The organism is Anabaena sp. EIM26 (assembly GCF_057568715.1).
On sequence record NZ_CM172472.1, the window covers coordinates 1,308,665 to 1,328,106 of the forward strand.

Consider the following 19,442-nt stretch of genomic DNA (forward strand, 5'->3'; position numbering starts at 1 on the left):
ATCGCAGTTTTCCCGATCTTATTTACCACCGTAGAAGAAGGCAATTTCTTTTTCTTTGAGGGGTGCAAAACCGGCATCTACTAATTTTTGGTCTAATTCCGCTTGGGGAATGTGTTTTGCGCCAATGCGGACTATTCGAGAACGCATGGTATTAGATACGCCACTACGTTGTCTACCTGCTTCTAGTCCCATAACTTGGCTGTATAGTTCTAATTTAGCTGATGGAATGGGAGAACCATCAAAATCAACTCCTTGGGCGATCGCTACATCAATAGCATCTGCACCTGTGGTAGTCTGCTCTCCTAGATTAATTTCGGTCGTCATGGCAATTTGCTCTCAAGAATATTAAGTATACTTTACCAGTCTTGCTGCCACCTCTGGCTGTGTTGCTTGACTGATGAGCTTTACCAGTCCAGACTTGTCACTTTCGGAAATTTTGGTTTAACCTCGAACCAGCAGTATAGCAATTTTTAGGTGATGCTATGTCTGATGCCAACTCTCCTCGCCACAAAGACCGCAGTCTCGAACAAGCACTAACTAACAAAATTATCGACGATTATTTCGAGAATTCTGAAAGTTGGCTGAGAGCAATTTTGCGGATGTGTATTTTCTCTTTAGCTGAAATTAATGGAGAATCAGTCTTTATTGTTGAATGTCCGAATCACGCTGTAGCTAAACGCTTGAGTCGGAAAACCTATCCGTTTCGAGGAATGGTGTATTTTTTAACTGATAACTTCGATGATCGCGATCGCACTTTGTTTTGCTATAAAGATGAACGTAAAGGCTATTGGCGCTGTTTCGATACTAGTACAAACAGTTGGCAATCTCTAAGTAAGTTGCAATCATCTACTACCCCAAGGGAATAGGGACTGGGGATTCGGGACTGGGGACTGGGGACTGGGGACTGGGGACTGGGGAGATGAACAGAATAACTTTCTATCTGTTTCCTATTCCCTGTTTCCCGTTCCCAAATTTACGTGTAATTGAACCACCAACAAACGCTCCTAATATTGTACCTGTCCAAATGCCGGCTGTACTGCCTTGCCACATTGCCCCTGGTGTGACCCAAGCATTACACATCTGCTGAAAACCCCAACCTTGGTTTTGGCATTTTTGATTGTGCAGCATTGACGTGATTTGTCCACCCATCAAACCACCAAAAAAGCCAGAAGATAAAGCTAAACAAGTACAAATTAGGATGCGTTTTTTAGTCATAGTGATTGGGGAATCGGGAAGAATAATTAATATAAAACCGATGAATTACGGACAGCTTTCCATGATGTAATAAATTATGGCTCTAATTTAACGTGAGTTCGACATAAGATAATTTGTGGAAAACTTGCCCCTAGTAGGAGTCTCAAACCCTTATTCTCTCGCCCTTAAAAATCATAACTCCGTTCGCGTAGCGTCTCCATTCGGCGAAGCCGTGCCGTAGGCATAGGAGAAACTCCTAACACCGAACTCACGTTAATTTATCAATTTTCACAACGAATAAAAATTTTTACTCTTACAGTTAAATATCAATCAAAGATGGTGCGTTACATTTCATTAACGCACCCTACTGGTTAGGAATTCATAATTATCAGCCTGTATTTCTCATTCCTGCGGCAATACCGTTAATGGTTAACAATGCTCCTCTGAGTAACTCACCTTTGCTGTAACGGGAGTGAATTATTCCAGAGGTGCTGGTGTTTTTGTATTGTCGTAGACGCTTGAGTAGAGAAACTTGGATAAATCCTAAAGGTACAATTGTCCCGTTTCTTAACTGTACTGAACGCTGCAAAATGGGATCACCATCTAAAAGTCGCTCGTGTCCAGTGATGTTTAAGACTAAATTCCTGGTGAGATAAAATTCGCTGGCAATTTGCTCAAATACTTTATCAAATCGGGGTTTATCTTCTGGGTTGGATAACTCTTCGACGTAATGACGTGCCATTTCAATGTCTACTTTGGCTAAGGTCATTTCGGCTTTGGAAATTACCATTTTGAAGAAAGGCCACTTGACATAAAAGTAGCGCAGTAATTTGAGGTGTTCTTCTGGTTCGGCGTTTAAAAATTCTTGTAAGGCTGTGCCTACACCGTACCAAGAAGGTAATAAAAACCTGGTTTGTGTCCAGCTAAATACCCAAGGAATGGCTCGTAAGCTGCTTAAGTCTTTTTTACCAGATGGTCTTCGTGCTGGACGGGAGCTAATTTGCAGTTGGCTGATTTCTTCTATGGGGGTGACTTGGTGGAAGAAGTCGATAAAATCAGGTTGTTCGTAAATGAGGGCGCGATAATGCTGACGCGATCGCATTGACAACTCTTCCATGATCTCATTCCACGGTTCAATATCATCAAATCCAGTCCGCAGTAAACTAGCTTGAATGACTGCACTGGTAATGGTTTCTACGTGGTATAAAGCCAAATCCAGCAAGGAGTACTTAGAAGCTAAAACTTCCCCTTGTTCTGTAATCTTAATGCGACCATTAATACTGTGACCTGGTTGAGCCAAAATTGCCTCATAAGCTGGGCCACCGCCCCTTCCCACGGAACCACCACGTCCATGAAAAATCCGCAGATGTAAGCCGTATTCTTCAGCGATTTCCTGGAGTGATTTTTGAGCTTTGTGAATTTCCCAATTGCTACTTAAGAAACCGGAGTCTTTGTTGCTGTCAGAATACCCCAGCATGACTTCTTGCAAGTTGGGGTTGAGGGTAGGAGATGGGGAAGCATTTTCTGGTTTAATTGCTTCATAGCCACCTGCTAAGAAAGCGCGATAGAGGGGGAGTTCAAACAGTTGCCGCATGACGCTTCTGGAGCGTTGTAAGTCTTCTACAGTCTCAAATAGCGGTACAACTCTAATTGATCCTACTGCGATCGCAGGGTCAAATAATCTGGCTTCTTTGGCTAACAGCAAAACTTCTAAAACATCGCTGACTTCGCGGCACATACTGATGATGTAAGTCTGACAGATGTTGATGCCAAACTCTTGTTGGAGCGATCGCAAAACCCGGAAAGTTTCAATGACATCATTGGTTTTTTCCGAAAATGGCAATTCACTGGGAATCAACGGCCGTCTTGTTCGTAATTCCCCGGTTAACCAAGCCACTTTCTGCTCTTCTGAAAGTTCGTTATAGGGTTGGGGTAAAACTTGCAAATATTCAAGAATCTCATTCAGCGCATCAGCATGACGGGATGATTCTTGGCGAATATCTAGCTGGGTGAGGTTAAAGTCAAAAATTTCTACTTGACAAATCAGAGTTTCTAAAGCTCGACAACCTAAACCCGTTTCAGTTAAATTGCGGTGAATTAATCGCAGTTCAACTAAAAAATCTGCCCCAGAACGGTACATTGGCGCATCTTCATTGGTTGGCGTTTCCCGATTGTATAAAGCCAAATTGCGATCGCGTGTATTTTCTAGCCGTCTCAACACATAAGCTAGTTTCAACCGATAAGGTTCTTGGCGATAACGCAGAGCTAAAGCATCATAGACATCACTCATCGTTGATTGATCTAACTCCAGCGATTCCAGCAAATCTGGTAATACATCGCTCCAGTGCATGGAAACACTCAATAACTCAATCAGCTGCGTCACCGACTGAATATATCGCTCTAAGACCATTTTCCGCTGATAACAAGCAGTCTTCCAAGTAACTTCCGGTGTCACCGACGGATTTCCATCTCGGTCTGAACCTACCCAAGAACCAAAGGAGCAGAAACTTGTACTTGGTGGTTCTAGCCAAGGAAATGTTTGCTCTAGAGAATATTTGAGGCGTTTATACAACTGCGGAATGCCATCAAATAACACTTCTTGGAAGTAGTGCAGAGCATAATCTACTTCATCTAAAACTGTGGGCTTAAATTGATGTAGCTCATCTGTCCGCCACCACAGGCGAATTTCTTCCATCAATCGTTCTCTCACCTCTGCCGCCTCCCAAGGATAGCCCCCAGAGCGATTTTCTAAGCTATCTAGGTGTTGTAAAAGGTCTACTACCTGACGCTGTTTATCGCGGATAGTATGACGGACAATTTCCGTGGGGTGTGCAGTGAAAACTAAGCGGATATCCAGTTGAGAAATGAGGCGTTGAATTTGCTGGGGTGGAACATTCAGTTTGAATAACAGCGGAAATAAAGCTGCAAATGTACCCTTTTGTTGACTTGGTGTGGTGTCTGTCCAACTTTGTGGTGAGTCTGATCCTAATGACTTGGTGACTGGTAGGTCATCTTCTCTTTGGTTAGTCGAATAAATAATATTGGCGAGATTTACCTGATCTGTTCCGTTTGTATCAGAATAGCGAGTTAGTTGCTGCTTTTGTTCGTATTCCTGCTCAATGATGTTAATCAACTGAAAATACAGAGCAAAGGCACGAGCAGCCCGAATGGCCTCGTTGATATTTAATTGTTCAATCAATTCGACTGCGGAGGAAGTTTGGTCATGGGTAGCTTGTCCTTCGGGAGAACACAAATCGCGTAATTGACGCAATAGGTCTACCATTTTTTGTCCGCATTCTTGCCGAAGAACCGACTCCCACAATTCCTCTACTACCTGTAGACGATGACGCAAGAATAATTCCGACATGGGGTATGTATTCGCTGCTGGCGATGAAGAGTATAAAAGGGAACCCATATTCTCCGTTCTGGTAAAGCCAATTAATATTTACAGTACTGAGTACTGAGTGTTGAGTGCCGAGTGAGAAGAATATTTACTACTTTTGCAAGCGGTAAATGTCCGACCCTTTGTGAAAAATCTAGGTAATAGCACTTTCAATTCAGCACTCTTCATAATTCTAGTTTTTTTGTTTGTACTGGAATAGGATTAACCGTAGCCAATAAATGCTTATATATATAGTTAGCTTTGGTTTAATTCCTGTTCATGGGGAAAATTAAGAATGGGCAAGCGATCGCCCCGAAATACTTCTTCACTGGCTTCCCCCAAGGCTTCTAGTGCTTTACCAGTAGCTTTATCTGCTATCAACAGCAGTAGTATAGACGCTATGCCTATTTGGAGAAGACAAGATTGGGGAATGTTGAAAATCGGATTAAATCCGCTAGTTGGTGAGGGGTTGTGGGTTACAGGTGACATTGCTAATTCTTGTTTTTTGGCAGATGGGTAAAATAGACACAAAACTCAATCTTGATAAGACTTGTAACCTTATAAGACTATCTTTGCCCATTTTTCTAGCTCTAAAGGTAACAAAATTGTTAAAAAAAAACTGCAAAATGTGCTAAATGTATGTTTCTAGTTTACAAGTACAGGCAAAATCCCCTAATACTCGCTTCCTGTTAAAGTTAACTTCCCATGAAAACAGTATCACTTGATCGCCAACAAACCTTAGTGCAATGGGTAAGCCAAGCCACAGGAATCAGCACTTTCGGGGTGAAAGTCCGGTTGCTGGGAAATGATCTGCACATACTTTGTGAAGGTACAGACTGCCCGCAACGTTGGCACACTCTTTCTGATTTGTTGCAAGCACTACAGCAAACAGATTTGGATAGCTTAACCAGTGAGGAACAATCCCCAATATACCAAGTATTGGTCTACGGTCGAAAAAAAGGCTCACACCATCCTCAATGGTGTCACCGAGTTTATTTAAATCAATTAGATCGGCATCTAGAGCAGGTACAGCAAGCCATGTTAGTAGAAGCGGAAAAAACACAACTACCTGGTGGGGCGCTGATTGTCTCTAATGAAAGTTTGGCACGCCAAGGAAATCCAGATGCGATCGCTCGCTATTTGAGTGAAAATCTGAGCAGTTTGGGTGTGGCAGTACAAGTCAAAAGTCTACCCCATAATGCCAAGTCCAAATCTCAAAAAATTGTTAATCGTCTCTGGATCTTCTGTCAATCAAGTTATAGCCCAGATGCCACTTTGTTAGCCGAACCAGTAGCCCAAAAATTAAGGCATTTGAAACTGGCTGGTTATGAAGATGCAATCATTGTCTCTCAAGTGAGGGGAGAAATAGACCCTGATTGGCGGCTGCGGGTGGATTTGACACCACCGGAAACAATGCTGAAAGAATGGGCGCGGTGGGGAGATGTGCAAGCGATCGCTAGATTGTTAACAGAAGTATTATCAGAATTAAAAATTGCTGTCCAAGCTTCTCTGAAAGAATTTACCCTACATATCTTTTGTACCCCAGCAGTTGATCCTGCAAAAACCGCTCCTGCGCCAGACAAGGAACTGTGTTTACAAATTATTCTTTCTCAGTTAGAAGCGATCGCCCCCCAAGGAATTCTAGCAGCAGCTATCTATGGACAAAAAACAGGCGAACAACAACCCGCTTGGGTAGATTGGTTGTCTTTACCATCCGCCAAACATCCCGCTTTAGCAACATCTACACTAGCCTTAGGTTCTACAGGTGATGAACCAGCCATTGTTTTTTTACTAGAACGCCTACTCAATCCTGACATGGATTGGCGCTTAAAAACTGGTGGTATTCGCGTCCTCTTGCTTCGCAAAGGTGACTTACTGCACGTGATGTGTGATGCGCCTAATTGTCCCACACGCCAACAAGTCGCCAGCAAAGTCACTCAATTTGTTCGTCAACTGAATATCCCTGATCTTTTTGGTGTCAGAGTTTACGGTCGTCGTGCCGGCGATAATCAACCCGTATGGCATCACGGATTTGATTTTACACAACGTCACAGATTAGTACCAGAAGCCACACCAGAATTTGCCGCAACTGCTGAATATTTCAGTGAACTAGTCACAAATGAAACTGACGAACCAATTCTGCGTCCTGATTTAACAACCCAGGAAGTTAAAAGTTTCGTCACAGAAGCAGCACAAGATTGGATAGCAACTGCTCACAAAAAAGTTAAAAAATTACTTGTGGGAACTCAATTATTTGCAGAACCCAACCACTCCATCGATCATAACCCTGATGAACAAGGATTTTTGGCTAGTCTAGTTTGGGTAGCATTGGGATTAATACTTACAATTCAAAGTGATTGGATGTTAGGTTATGTCCTGACTCGTACTGTCTCAAATTCACTCAAACGTAATAGTGCTTTATCCTCACAGGCATCTTTGACATCAGGAGAAGATCCAAATCAAAGAACAACAGCATTTTTTACTAGCAACAACATAAAATCTACTCAGGGGCGTAATTCAGGATTTAATGCCTCTGGGTTTACCCAAAATGATGACACTCCATCAGACAAGTTACCAGCTGCACCATTGAAAGCAAAAGCCAGCGCTACTGCTATTCTTTTAGCAGCACGATCTCAAATGCCCAGTTTTAATGCTAGGCAATTAGATGAGCAATTTGCGCTGTATAAACAGCGTTTAGCCAGAAATGGAAAACCACCAGATATCCTGATTATTGGATCTTCTCGTGCTTTGAGAGGTGTTGATCCCGTTGCCCTTTCTAAAGCCTTGACATCTCAAGGTTATCGCCAAGTTGATATATTTAACTTTGGTGTTAATGGTGCAACAGCACAAGTTGTAGACTTGATTATTCGTCAAGTTTTAGAACCCTCAGAACTCCCAAAAATCATTATTTGGGCAGATGGTTCTAGAGCTTTTAATAGTGGCAGAGAAGATATCACTTTTAATGCCATTGCTGCATCAAAAGGCTATCAAAAAGTTTTACAAAGAGCCAAGAAACCTAGCATTAGTGATCAACCACCTCAACAACAGATAAATTCTGACCAAAAGGCAGAAATCAAAAATGAAACATTAGATTTTAATAGCTATCAAGTTGCTAATGATTGGTTAAATCAAGCTGTCGTTGGTATATCTGCTAGTTATCAACATCGTGAACAAATTAAAACACTATTACAAAAACAACTCAACCATTTACCTTTTAGCAAAAATAATCAGCAAGTCACAGTTCAGTTAACAAAAGATTCAGAAGAAGATAATTCTCTGCAAGCAGTTGATTTTGATGGTTTCTTACCTTTATCTATTCGGTTTAATCCTGCCACATATTATCAAAAATATGCCAGAGTATCAGGAAGTTACGACAACGACTATAAATCCTTTCAATTAAAAGGTAATCAAGACGCAGCTTTACAATCATTAATGGAGTTTACAAAATCTCAAAAAATCTCCTTAGTTTTTGTAAATACTCCCCTCACAGCCGATTATTTAGACCCAGTTAGAACAAAATATGAACAAGAATTTCAACAATATATGTTAAATGTTTCTACCACTAATACAAACTTTATTTACCGAGATTTAAGCCAAATTTGGCTCAAAGCAAATGAATACTTTTCTGACCCCAGCCACCTGAACCGCTATGGTGCTTATGAAGTCTCCAAAAAGCTGGCTGTAGACCCCATGATTCCCTGGATTTTTAAATAAGAAGGTGGGGAGGTAGGCGCAGGGTAAGAATTATCTATAACCTCTTCCCAATAACTAATGACCAATGACCAATGACCAATGACTAAAAAATGAAGTTTATATCAATTTTTTACGGACTTTTTTTGTTGAGTATTCTGGGAATTTACTGGACTGTAGCCAAGCAAAAATTACGCTTGTTGACTCTACTTGTAGCTAGTATTGTATTTTATTCATCTTGGAATATTCAATATTTGCCATTACTACTAGTCTTGACTTTTATTAACTTTCGTCTAGGGTTAGAAATTGGCAAAAATACCTCACCAGGAAAACATTCTCAAAACTGGAAAATTTCTAATGAAGATTGGCAAATTGCTCAAGCTGACTGGAATCTTACCCGACTGAAAATTTTGTGGTTTGGTGTGATTTTAAATATAGGTCTTTTACTAAGTTTTAAATATTTACCTATTTTATTAAAATGGTTATTTGACTTATCTATAAACTCACCAAATGCATCTTTTAAATTAACTACACCCTTGGGAATTTCTTTTTTTACATTTGAGTGTATCGCTTATTTAATAGATGTCTATCGTGGTGCGCCAGCTACTGATCAATTTCTTAACTTTGCTACCTACAAATTATTTTTTGCTAAATTGATTTCTGGGCCTATTACTCGTTACCATAATTTAGCAGTTCAATTCGATACAGTACGATTTCCCACTGCTGATAGATTAGCAGAGGGACTGTGGTTAATTGCTAGAGGTGCAGTTAAAAAAGGTATTCTGGCAGATAATCTGGGAATTTTTGTTGATTTATGTTTTGGTAACTTGCAAAGAGCCGGTAGCGCTGATTTATGGTTAGCTACCTTTGCCTATGGCTTACAGTTATATTTAGATTTTAACGGTTATGTAGATATTGCTCGTGGTAGTGCTTTACTTTTTGGTTTAGTTCTGCCTGAAAACTTTGATTTTCCTTACTTCAGCAATAGTATCGCAGACTTCTGGCGACGCTGGCATATAACTTTAGGCGATTGGTTGCGTAATTACCTATATTTTCCTTTGGGTGGTTCTCGTCGGGGGTTGCTTCGCACCTGCGGAAACTTATTGATAGTGATGATCATAGCTGGTATTTGGCACGGTTCCGCCTGGGGTTTTCTGATTTGGGGAGCATTGCATGGTTTAGCCTTAGCAGTTCATCGTCTCACAGATGCGATGAGCGATCGCTTTAAAATTTTAAACCTATTCTGGCAAAACCCTCTAGGTATAGTTTTCGCTTGGTTTTTAACACAACTGATGGTTTTCACATCCTGGATTTGGTTCCGTCTTCCCAACCCCCAAGACTCTGCTTTTGTCATCCAACACCTTTGGGGTCATCCTGCTGATCAACAATTTGCTGAAAAAGTCTATGTGGAAGCTTTAAATATCAGCCAATACCAACTCTCTTATTTATTGATAGTTCTAGCTGTTCTGATGAGTCTAACCTATGCCTTTAAGCGAGGAATGAAATTAGAATTTAGCTGGCCTATCAAACTTGTTTTTGTACCTTTATGTTTTTACGCTGTTTGGTTACTAGCACCTGAAGGTAGCTTACCTTATATATATTTTGACTTTTAACAAATTCTTGTGACAGCATTTAGTTTGCCTTAAAAAGAACAAGTTTAAAGCTTCTCCCCATTCACGCAGAGAGGTACTATTAGAGAAGCCACTCCGCGATGGAGAGGGGTAAAATATTTAGTTTAACCATGAACCAGTTGCAGTACATATAACTAACAAATTGGTGCAATACATCCATCTATAGTGATATTATTACCAGCCATATTTTTTATCTAAATAATCCGAAAGATAGATTTTTTATCTATTTCAATTCGACCTTAATCAACACAATTAATAATTAATAATGCCATTGTAAATTTATCCTGTCAGGGAATGATATCGGAACCAAAAATGATGACAGCAGTAGTTAAAAATCAATTAACAGAACATCAGTGGCACAATCTACCTGTACAGGAAGTAAGTCGATATTTAAACAGTAATATCGAAATAGGCTTAAATTCTACGGAGGTAGCCAAGCGCCAAGAAAGTTTTGGTACTAACGAACTTAAAGCCAAACACGGGAAAAGTGCTTTACTGCGATTTCTGCTGCAATTTCATCAGCCACTACTTTATATCTTGCTAATTGCCGGTGCAATTAAAGCATCTTTGGGGCAATGGGTAAATGCTGGGGTAATCTGGGGCGTAACTCTGATTAACGCTATTATTGGTTTTGTGCAAGAATCAAAAGCAGAAAGTGCGATCGCTGCTTTAGCTTCCTCAGTCAAAACCAATAGCACTATTATCCGCAACAGTAATAAACTCCAAGTTTCCTCCACAGAATTAATCCCCGGAGACATCGTATTATTAACTTCCGGCGACAAAGTACCAGCCGATTTACGACTTGTGCAAATCCGCAATTTACAAATCAACGAATCGGGATTAACAGGGGAATCCGTCGCTGTGGAAAAAAATACCCAACCCGTAGACGCAGATGCAGCCTTAGCAGAACGCACTAATATGGCTTATGCTGGCAGTTTTGTCACTTTTGGAACTGGGAAAGGTGTTGTAGTTGCCATTGGGGAAGCAACAGAAACCGGGCGCATTTCTCAATTAATGGAACAGGGAAACATCCTTAAAACCCCATTAACTCGGAAATTCGACAAATTTAGTCGCACCTTACTTTACATTATTTTAGCAATAGCAGCCCTCACCTTTGCCGTCGGGCTAGGATACGGTAACACCTGGGTGCAAATGTTTGAACCTGCTGTAGCTTTTGCTGTGAGTGCCATTCCTGAAGGATTACCCGCTGTAGTTACTGTCACTTTAGCTATTGGTGTTTCCCGCATGGCACGACGACACGCCATTGTTCGTAAATTGCCCGCAGTCGAAACTCTGGGGGGCGCTACAGTTATTTGTTCTGACAAAACTGGGACTCTGACTGAAAACCAGATGACAGTACAAGCCATCTATGCAGGTGATCAGGATTATAGTGTCACGGGTACCGGCTATACACCAAGCGGAGAAATTTTACTCAATGAAAATCCTCTAGATTTTAATGATGTTCCTCCTTTAGCCGAATGTTTAAAAGCTGGGTTGTTATGTAATGATTCCCACTTAGAAAATAAAGATGGGCAATGGATAGTAGTTGGCGATCCCACCGAGGGTGCATTAATAACTGCTGCGAATAAAGTCGGGTTAACCCGTGACAACTTACAAGCGAGTACATCCAAGCTTGATGTCATCCCCTTTGAGTCGGAGTTTCAGTACATGGCAACTCTGTATGAAATTGAACAACAAGAACGAATTATTTACATTAAGGGTTCGGTAGAAGCAATTCTCCAGCGTTGTCAACAGATGTTAAATTTTTCTGGACAACTGACTTCTGTAGATGCTGATACTGTAAATCGGCAAGTGCATACAATGGCGCATCAAGGTTTACGGGTGTTAGCTTTTGCAAAAAAACCAGTATCTGAGAATCTAATCTCAATAGATCACGCAGATATCGAAAATGATTTGATTTTCTTAGGCTTACAGGGAATGATCGATCCACCCCGCGCCGAAGCTATCAAAGCTGTGCAAGCCTGTCAACAAGCTGGTATCCAGGTGAAAATGATTACAGGTGATCATGCTGTAACGGCTGCTGCGATCGCATCTCGCATGGGTTTTAATCATCATGGAGAAGTGAAGGCTTTTACAGGTGCTGAACTGGCGAAAATGGCAAAACCAGAACTGGCAACAGCCATAGAAGATGGGGTAGTATTTGCCCGTGTGGCACCAGAACAGAAATTGCGGATTGTGGAAGCACTACAATCTAAAGGTGAAATAGTCGCCATGACGGGGGATGGTGTCAATGATGCCCCTGCCCTCAAACAAGCAGATATTGGTATTGCTATGGGTGGGGCTGGTACAGAAGTAGCCAAAGAAGCCGCTGATATGATTTTAACAGATGATAACTTTGCATCTATAGAAGCTGCGGTTGAGGAAGGAAGAACCGTTTATCAAAATTTGCTGAAAGCGATCGCATTTATTCTGCCCGTTAATGGTGGTGAATCTATGACGATCTTGATTAGCGTTTTGTTAGCTAGAGATTTACCAATATTATCTTTACAAGTTCTCTGGTTAAATATGGTGAATTCCATTGCCATGACAGTTCCCTTAGCCTTTGAACCCAAATCTGATCAGGTGATGCAACAACCACCACGTAACCCCAATGAAAAATTACTTTCTCCTAATTTAGTCAAGCGCATTTTCATTATTTCTATCTTTAACTGGATTTTAATTTTCGGTGTATTTGAATGGATGCGACAAACAACAGGTGATATTGCTGTTGCTAGGACAATGGCAATTCAAGCTTTAGTGGTAGGCAGAATTTTTTACCTGTTAAGCATCACCCAATTAGGCATTGCTATTTTTGATAAAATTCGCGGAATTAGGCGGGAAATAAGCGATCAAACTGCAATGTATGTAGGAATTACCAGCACTGTAATTTTGCAGATTATTTTTAGCCAATGGAGTTTAATGAACCAATTATTTTATACAGCCCCCTTAGACTTGAATCAATGGTTAATTTGTCTACTTGTCGGCTTGCCCATGATTGCAGTAGCTGCTTTTGCCAATCGTTTGGACTCTAGTTTTTAAGAAATTCCTTGTGGTGTAGGCATCCTTGCCCACACCAATCATTCTGTAAATCTAAACACATTAGTAAAACATATAACTGATATAATGAATACTAATTTTAATTATCTTTACAAAACGCAACTAAGGATTTAATGTTGAATATAGGTAGGCAAAAAAACCTATCAACATCATAAAAAAATAAAGCACTTATAAAATGACCACAACCATTCAACAGCGTTCAACCGCTAACGTCTGGGATCGCTTTTGCGAGTGGATCACCAGCACCGAAAACCGTATCTACATCGGTTGGTTCGGCGTATTGATGATTCCTACCCTGTTAGCTGCTACCACCTGCTTCATCATCGCATTCATCGCTGCGCCTCCCGTTGACATCGACGGTATCCGTGAGCCAGTTGCAGGTTCCTTGATCTACGGAAACAACATCATCTCCGGTGCAGTTGTTCCTTCTTCCAACGCTATTGGTTTGCACTTCTACCCAATCTGGGAAGCAGCTTCCTTAGATGAGTGGTTGTACAACGGCGGTCCTTACCAATTGGTAATTTTCCACTTCTTGATCGGTTGCGCTTGCTACTTAGGTCGTCAGTGGGAATTGTCTTACCGCTTGGGTATGCGTCCTTGGATCTGTGTAGCTTACTCTGCACCTTTGGCATCTGCTACCGCAGTATTCTTGATCTACCCCATCGGTCAAGGTTCATTCTCCGATGGTATGCCTTTGGGTATCTCCGGAACCTTCAACTTCATGATCGTGTTCCAAGCTGAACACAACATCTTAATGCACCCCTTCCATATGTTGGGAGTAGCTGGTGTATTCGGTGGTTCCTTGTTCTCTGCAATGCACGGTTCTTTGGTTACATCTTCCTTGGTTCGGGAAACAACCGAAACCGAATCACAAAACTACGGTTACAAGTTCGGTCAAGAAGAAGAAACCTACAACATCGTTGCCGCACACGGTTACTTCGGTCGCTTGATTTTCCAATACGCTTCTTTCAACAACAGCCGTTCACTTCACTTCTTCCTCGCTGCTTGGCCTGTAATCGGTATCTGGTTTACCGCTTTGGGTGTTAGCACAATGGCTTTCAACTTGAACGGTTTCAACTTCAACCAATCAATCATTGATTCTCAAGGTCGTGTAATTGGTACATGGGCTGACGTAATCAACCGCGCTAACTTGGGTATGGAAGTAATGCACGAGCGCAACGCTCACAACTTCCCTCTAGACTTGGCTGCTGGTGATGTTGCTCCTGTTGCTTTAACTGCACCTGCAATCAACGGTTAATTCTGAAATCTTCAGATAGATAAAAAATACCTTCCAGAGATGGGGGGTATTTTTGTCAGAATCAGGATGTCCAGGATTTAAGGATTTAACAGGATATGGTTTTTTTCTAGGAATTTAAATTTTTGGGATGTGGGATTTTGTCAATTTTGTAAATTAAGTTAAGATGCAATTTTACTAATTGCTAAATTTTCATATTAAATATATATCAGACCAATAAAAATGTTGAAAACAAACCAACAAATTATCAATCAAAATCCTGAAAATCCTTAAATCCTGGATATCCTGATTCTGACAAAATTTAAATCCTGAGAATCTGATTAAATAGTATATTTAAATACGTGAATGTGAGTATTTTCACATTGAACGCCTAACTACAAACATGAAATATCATATTTTATTGTAGAAATAAAATTTTTCACAGGCAATTCACTATAAAATTTAAAATTTAAAATCTAAAATTACTATGGCAAACCTAACTCCTAATTCTAGTTTCAGTATAACCCTGCGTTTGCAGATTCCCAATCGGGTGGGGATGTTGGCTTCAGTAACCCAAGCGATCGCTCAAAGTGGTGGTAATCTAGGAGAAATTGATTTAATTGATCAAAGTCGCCAAGACTCAACCCGCGATATTACAGTCGATGCAGCTAGTACCGAACACGCTGAAGCTATTGTCCAAGCAGTAAAAGCCTTACCAGAAATTAAAGTAATTAGTGTGTATGACCGCACTTTTAATCTACATCGTGGCGGCAAAATTAGTATTACTAGTAGAATTCCTCTGAGGAGTGTTTCCGATCTCGCAATGGCTTACACTCCAGGAGTCGGGAGAATTTGTACAGCGATCGCCCAAAATCCAGAAGAAGTTTACAATCTGACTATCAAACAAAACACCGTGGCTATTGTCACCGATGGTAGTGCTGTCTTAGGATTGGGCAATTTGGGGCCGGCTGCTGCTTTACCAGTAATGGAAGGTAAAGCCATGCTATTTAAGGAATTTGCAGGGCTGGATGCTTTTCCTATCTGTCTAGATACCCAAGATACAGATGAGATTGTCAAAGCAGTGAAGAATATCGCCCCAGTTTTTGGTGGTGTAAATCTAGAAGATATTGCTGCACCCCGCTGTTTTGAAATTGAAAAAAGACTGCGAGCAGAATTAAATATCCCGATTTTTCATGATGACCAACATGGTACAGCAATTGTCACCTTGGCAGCGTTGTTTAATTCTCTGAAACTGGTAAATAAATCAATTGCAGATATTCGGATTGTCATTAACGGTGCTGGTGCGGCTGGGGTAGCGATCGCTCGTTTACTTCGCAAAGCAGGTGCAGAAAACATCTGGATGTGCGATTCTAAGGGCATTATATCAACTAGTCGTACAGATTTAACCCCAGAAAAACTGGAATTTGCAGTTACAGCCCAAGGAACTTTAGCCGATGCAGTCCAAGGTGCAGATGTCTTTATCGGTGTCAGCGCACCCGGAGTTTTAACACCAGAAATGGTACAAGGAATGAGCAAAGATGCGATCGTGTTTGCAATGGCTAATCCGATTCCCGAAATTCAACCAGAATTAGCCCCTGATAACGTTGCAGTCATGGCTACAGGTCGGAGTGACTACCCCAATCAAATCAATAACGTCCTGGCGTTTCCTGGGGTGTTTCGTGGGGCTTTAGATTGTCGAGCTAGTACGATTACTACGACGATGTGTTTAGAAGCTGCCAGTGCGATCGCTTCTTTAGTTAATCCTTCAGACTTGAATCGACAACACATCATACCTTCTGTTTTTGACCAACGTGTTGCTACCGCTGTTGCTGCTGCCGTACAACAAGCCGCACGGGCAGAAGGTATCGCTCAGAGTTAATGACTAGCCCTCCGGGGCAGAAACAGAGGAAGAAATAGCCCTGACAAATCAGGGTTGCAAACACCTTAAACTTTCTTGTGGTGCCGGCAGGATGCCATTGGTGTCAAGTTAAGAAAAATGGATTTGTGTCAAGAGTGGGAAATAAATGGTAAAAGTCAACACAGGGGTGTTGAAAAGAGCCATGAGTAAACCAAGGAAAAAACAAGGGAATCCAGACTTTCGCCATCAAGTTAGCGTACCTGCTCCAGCTAGTGAAGAAATAGAATCACGGTTGATTGGGCTATTAAGTCCAGGGACATTTGCCAACCTCAAAGGGGTAAAAGACAAAGAGCGAAGCTTGCGCTCAAGAGTATTAACCCTACCAGTAATGGCAGCAATAATACTGAGTCTAGTATATCGACAAGTACAACACTTAACAGATGTATTGCGCTGCCTGGAAATAGAAGGACTAATGTGGGTAGAGGCAACAAAAGTCAGCAAGCAAGCTCTGTCCCAAAGACTCAACAGTTTACCGGCGCATCTATTTGCCAAGATGTTTGAGCAAGTAGTAGAACGTCTAGCAGCAAAAAGGAATGCAAAAGAATTAGCTCCAGCCTGGGCATCAGTGGCGCAGAGATTTTCCGCCATTTGGATTTGTGATGCCTCAACACTCGAAGCCATGAAAAAGCACTTCGGACAATTGCAAGAAAAAACAGGTTCAGTGTTGGCAGGAAAAATGCTGATGGTAGTAGAAGCTTTCACTCATATTCCTGTAGCAGTTTGGTATGATGCTGATGCCAAGCGGAATGAGACTCGTTGGTGGCAAGCATTGTTAGAACTTTTACCTGATGGTGGTTTACTCATAGTAGACATGGGATTTTATGGTTTTGAGTGGTTTGATTCTCTAACTGCTGCCGGTAAGTATGTTCTCACCCGCCAAAAGGAAAAGGTCAGATATAAGGTAGTGCGTGTACTTTCTAGTAGCTCTCACTACAGGGATGAAATTATTCAAATGGGATTGCATCATACCAACCCATGTCGCTATCCCATGCGCCAAGTATCCGTATTATGGGGTAAGACTTGGTATCATTATTTGACTAATGTTCTTGACCCACAACAGCTTTCACCACAGGAGGTTTGTGATTTATACCGCCGACGTTGGCGAATTGAGGACGCATTTTTATTGACTAAGCGTTTATTGGGCTTGTCCTATTTGTGGGTTGGTGGCACTAATGGTGTACAGATGCAAATATATGCTACCTGGATTTTCTACGCTGTCCTCAATGACTTGTGTGCTGATGTGGCTATTGCTTTACAACAACCTTTAGAACGCATTTCTGTGGAAATGGTTTTTCGCAGTTTGTATTTTTTCCACCGCGCACTTTTACTTGCTCCTGATTTACAACTTATTCCTTGGCTTGTCGAACATCATCGTTCTATGGGCTTAATCAAGACCGTCCGTCAACGTCACCGACGAACGGCTGCTCGCTCTCTTGACATTTGGGCTGATGCCTTAACTTGACACCAATGGCAGGATGCCCAGCAATCATCTGAAATGCGTCCTGCTTTCACCCCCTTACATTTATGTATGGGGTTTTCCTCTCCTCTCTCCTCCTTATCCTCTTTTTTGACTCCTGTCTACTGAACTATAATTTGTGGGTTTTTATCCAGCTTTTCATCACACCAACACAGCAAGTTATACTAGAAATGGTGGCAAGTTGAAATTACACCAATGACTGAGCAACCCAACGCAGACTTATTGAAGACACCGACTGATGAACTCAAACCCAAGTCAGATAATGACTCTTGGCAAAACCGCATTTCCGGTGTTGTGAACAAAACCACAGCCAAATTAACCCAACTCCTACCTGTAGACCAAGTGACGCAGACCGTAGGAAAATGGTTTAGTGTCAGTGATGCCCAAGTTGCAGAAATTTTAGAGACGATTCGCGCTGAATTGCCCACTACAGAAGCATTGTTGTTAGGTAAACCCCAAGCGGGTAAAAGTTCCATTGTCCGGGGTTTAACGGGGGTTTCTGCGGAAATTGTCGGACAGGGATTTCGTCCCCATACTCAAAACACCCAACGTTACGCTTATCCTTCCAATGATTTACCCTTACTAGTTTTTACAGATACGGTGGGATTAGGAGATGTAAATCAAGATACTGAAATAATTATTCAAGAATTGATTGGTGATTTACAAAAAGAGGCTACAGGGGCTAGAGTTTTAATTCTCACCGTCAAAATTAATGATTTCGCAACTGATACACTGCGACAAATTACTCAAAAATTGCGTCAACAATATCCAAATATTCCTTGTTTGTTGGTAGTGACTTGCTTACATGAACTTTATCCACCAAAAACAGAGGATCATCCTAATTATCCCCCAGATTTTGCGGAAGTTAACCGAGCTTTTACCGCGATAAAAGAAAATTTTGCGGGTTTATATAATAGTGCAGTTTTAATTGATTTCACTTTAGAAGAAGATAGCTATAATCCTGTATTTTATGGCTTAGAAGCACTGCGAGATAATTTAGCTGAACTCCTCCCGGAAGCAGAAGCAAAAGCAATTTATCAGTTATTAGATCAGCAAGCGGGTGAAAAACTGGGTAATATCTACCGAGATGCGGGAAGACGGTATATTTTACCTTTTTCGATTATGGCAGCTACTTTAGCAGCAGTGCCTTTACCCTTTGCAACTATGCCTGTGTTGACGGCTTTGCAGGTATCAATGGTGGGATTATTGGGTAAATTATATGGGCAAACGTTGACACCATCTCAAGCTGGGGGTATTGTGAGTGCGATCGCTGGTGGTTTTTTAGCCCAAGCCATAGCAAGGGAGTTAATTAAATTTATCCCTGGTTTCGGCAGCGTAATTGCTGCATCTTGGGCAGGTGCTTATACATGGTCTTTAGGTGCAGCTGCTTGCGTGTATTTTGGTGATTTAATGGGTGGGAAAAAACCTGATCCTCAGAAGATTCAAAATGTGATGCAAGAGGCTTTTGAAGGGGCAAAAGAACGGTTTAAGGGAATGAAAAGTTAGGAGTTGAAACATCTGAGATTTCAGTTATCCATTAACAATTTCAGTTAGTGCTTCATGAATGATATCATCACTCACTCCACGTCGTTTTAAACTAGCAACTAAAGCAGTCACTGTATTGCTGTCTAGACGTTCTAAATCTGCTCTCATTCCCTGTCCAACGTATGCACGAATTAATGGTTGATAACCAGAAAAACCGAGTATGGGTGCAAGTTGTTTCAAGTCTTCTATCACATCTTCGGGCATTCTTAAAGTTACTGTAGTCATGGGGCGATTTTTGTCTAAGCGTTGTTTTAATGTTTCAATCTTCATAATATTCTCGCTCCTTGCGTGTTGCTTTACGGGCTGAAATAATT

General features: G+C 41.3%; 13 protein-coding genes. 8 read left to right on the forward strand and 5 right to left on the reverse strand.

The features are described 5' to 3' along the window. Nucleotides 1-18 precede the first annotated feature (18 nt). The gene (locus tag AC012T_RS05585) at nt 19-324 is read right to left on the reverse strand and encodes a small RNA NsiR4-regulated ssr1528 family protein (RefSeq protein WP_487063839.1); all 306 of its coding nucleotides are present in this window, start codon (nt 322-324) and stop codon (nt 19-21) included. A 158-nt stretch (nt 325-482) separates the two neighbouring features. Here AC012T_RS05585 and AC012T_RS05590 point away from each other — a divergent pair, with 158 nt between their 5' ends. Beyond that, entirely contained in the window at nt 483-866 is a 384-nt protein-coding gene (locus AC012T_RS05590) for a hypothetical protein (protein ID WP_323310397.1), read from the forward strand. Between the two features lie 70 nt (nt 867-936). Here AC012T_RS05590 and AC012T_RS05595 read toward each other — a convergent pair whose 3' ends face one another. From AC012T_RS05595 to AC012T_RS05605, 3 genes are all read right to left on the reverse strand, one after another. Next, nucleotides 937-1,215 (reverse strand): hypothetical protein, encoded by a 279-nt coding sequence (locus AC012T_RS05595; RefSeq protein ID WP_487063841.1) that lies wholly within the window; start codon nt 1,213-1,215, stop codon nt 937-939. 367 nt (nt 1,216-1,582) lie between these two features. After that, nucleotides 1,583-4,609, reverse strand: coding sequence for a phosphoenolpyruvate carboxylase (gene ppc / locus AC012T_RS05600; protein WP_487063843.1), 3,027 nt, complete (start codon nt 4,607-4,609; stop codon nt 1,583-1,585). A gap of 222 nt (nt 4,610-4,831) precedes the next feature. After that, the gene (locus AC012T_RS05605) at nt 4,832-5,065 is read right to left on the reverse strand and encodes a hypothetical protein (protein ID WP_487063845.1); all 234 of its coding nucleotides are present in this window, start codon (nt 5,063-5,065) and stop codon (nt 4,832-4,834) included. Nucleotides 5,066-5,281: 216 nt separating this feature from the next. Between AC012T_RS05605 and AC012T_RS05610 the strand changes: the two genes are divergently transcribed. The 7 genes from AC012T_RS05610 (at nt 5,282) to AC012T_RS05640 (ending at nt 19,089) form a co-directional block, all read left to right on the forward strand. Beyond that, a complete protein-coding gene (locus tag AC012T_RS05610; RefSeq protein ID WP_487063847.1) occupies nt 5,282-8,290 on the forward strand; it encodes a DUF1574 domain-containing protein in 3,009 nt (1,002 codons plus the stop codon). Between the two features lie 89 nt (nt 8,291-8,379). After that, nucleotides 8,380-9,879, forward strand: coding sequence for an MBOAT family O-acyltransferase (locus tag AC012T_RS05615; protein ID WP_487063849.1), 1,500 nt, complete (start codon nt 8,380-8,382; stop codon nt 9,877-9,879). 333 nt (nt 9,880-10,212) lie between these two features. Then, complete coding sequence (locus AC012T_RS05620) at nt 10,213-12,936, forward strand: cation-translocating P-type ATPase (protein WP_487066460.1); 2,724 nt, start codon at nt 10,213-10,215, stop codon at nt 12,934-12,936. A gap of 193 nt (nt 12,937-13,129) precedes the next feature. Beyond that, nucleotides 13,130-14,212, forward strand: a complete 1,083-nt coding sequence (gene psbA / locus AC012T_RS05625; protein ID WP_015213182.1) for a photosystem II q(b) protein — start codon at nt 13,130-13,132, stop codon at nt 14,210-14,212. A gap of 463 nt (nt 14,213-14,675) precedes the next feature. Then, complete coding sequence (locus AC012T_RS05630; RefSeq protein ID WP_487063851.1) at nt 14,676-16,067, forward strand: malic enzyme-like NAD(P)-binding protein; 1,392 nt, start codon at nt 14,676-14,678, stop codon at nt 16,065-16,067. Nucleotides 16,068-16,248: 181 nt separating this feature from the next. Then, a complete protein-coding gene (locus AC012T_RS05635) occupies nt 16,249-17,568 on the forward strand; it encodes an IS4 family transposase (protein ID WP_487066462.1) in 1,320 nt (439 codons plus the stop codon). A 210-nt stretch (nt 17,569-17,778) separates the two neighbouring features. Then, a complete protein-coding gene (locus AC012T_RS05640) occupies nt 17,779-19,089 on the forward strand; it encodes a YcjF family protein (RefSeq protein ID WP_487063853.1) in 1,311 nt (436 codons plus the stop codon). Between the two features lie 24 nt (nt 19,090-19,113). Here the strand turns inward: AC012T_RS05640 and AC012T_RS05645 are convergent, their stop codons facing one another. Next, nucleotides 19,114-19,398, reverse strand: a complete 285-nt coding sequence (locus AC012T_RS05645; protein WP_487063855.1) for a hypothetical protein — start codon at nt 19,396-19,398, stop codon at nt 19,114-19,116. Nucleotides 19,399-19,442 lie beyond the last annotated feature (44 nt).

Coding starts and splice junctions, on each gene's coding strand:
- AC012T_RS05585 (WP_487063839.1), bottom strand. CDS start 324: ATGACGACCGAAATTAATCTAGGAGAGCAGACTACCACAGGTGCAGAT.
- AC012T_RS05590 (WP_323310397.1), top strand. CDS start 483: ATGTCTGATGCCAACTCTCCTCGCCACAAAGACCGCAGTCTCGAACAA.
- AC012T_RS05595 (WP_487063841.1), bottom strand. CDS start 1,215: ATGACTAAAAAACGCATCCTAATTTGTACTTGTTTAGCTTTATCTTCT.
- ppc (WP_487063843.1), bottom strand. CDS start 4,609: ATGGGTTCCCTTTTATACTCTTCATCGCCAGCAGCGAATACATACCCC.
- AC012T_RS05605 (WP_487063845.1), bottom strand. CDS start 5,065: ATGTCACCTGTAACCCACAACCCCTCACCAACTAGCGGATTTAATCCG.
- AC012T_RS05610 (WP_487063847.1), top strand. CDS start 5,282: ATGAAAACAGTATCACTTGATCGCCAACAAACCTTAGTGCAATGGGTA.
- AC012T_RS05615 (WP_487063849.1), top strand. CDS start 8,380: ATGAAGTTTATATCAATTTTTTACGGACTTTTTTTGTTGAGTATTCTG.
- AC012T_RS05620 (WP_487066460.1), top strand. CDS start 10,213: ATGACAGCAGTAGTTAAAAATCAATTAACAGAACATCAGTGGCACAAT.
- psbA (WP_015213182.1), top strand. CDS start 13,130: ATGACCACAACCATTCAACAGCGTTCAACCGCTAACGTCTGGGATCGC.
- AC012T_RS05630 (WP_487063851.1), top strand. CDS start 14,676: ATGGCAAACCTAACTCCTAATTCTAGTTTCAGTATAACCCTGCGTTTG.
- AC012T_RS05635 (WP_487066462.1), top strand. CDS start 16,249: ATGAGTAAACCAAGGAAAAAACAAGGGAATCCAGACTTTCGCCATCAA.
- AC012T_RS05640 (WP_487063853.1), top strand. CDS start 17,779: ATGACTGAGCAACCCAACGCAGACTTATTGAAGACACCGACTGATGAA.
- AC012T_RS05645 (WP_487063855.1), bottom strand. CDS start 19,398: ATGAAGATTGAAACATTAAAACAACGCTTAGACAAAAATCGCCCCATG.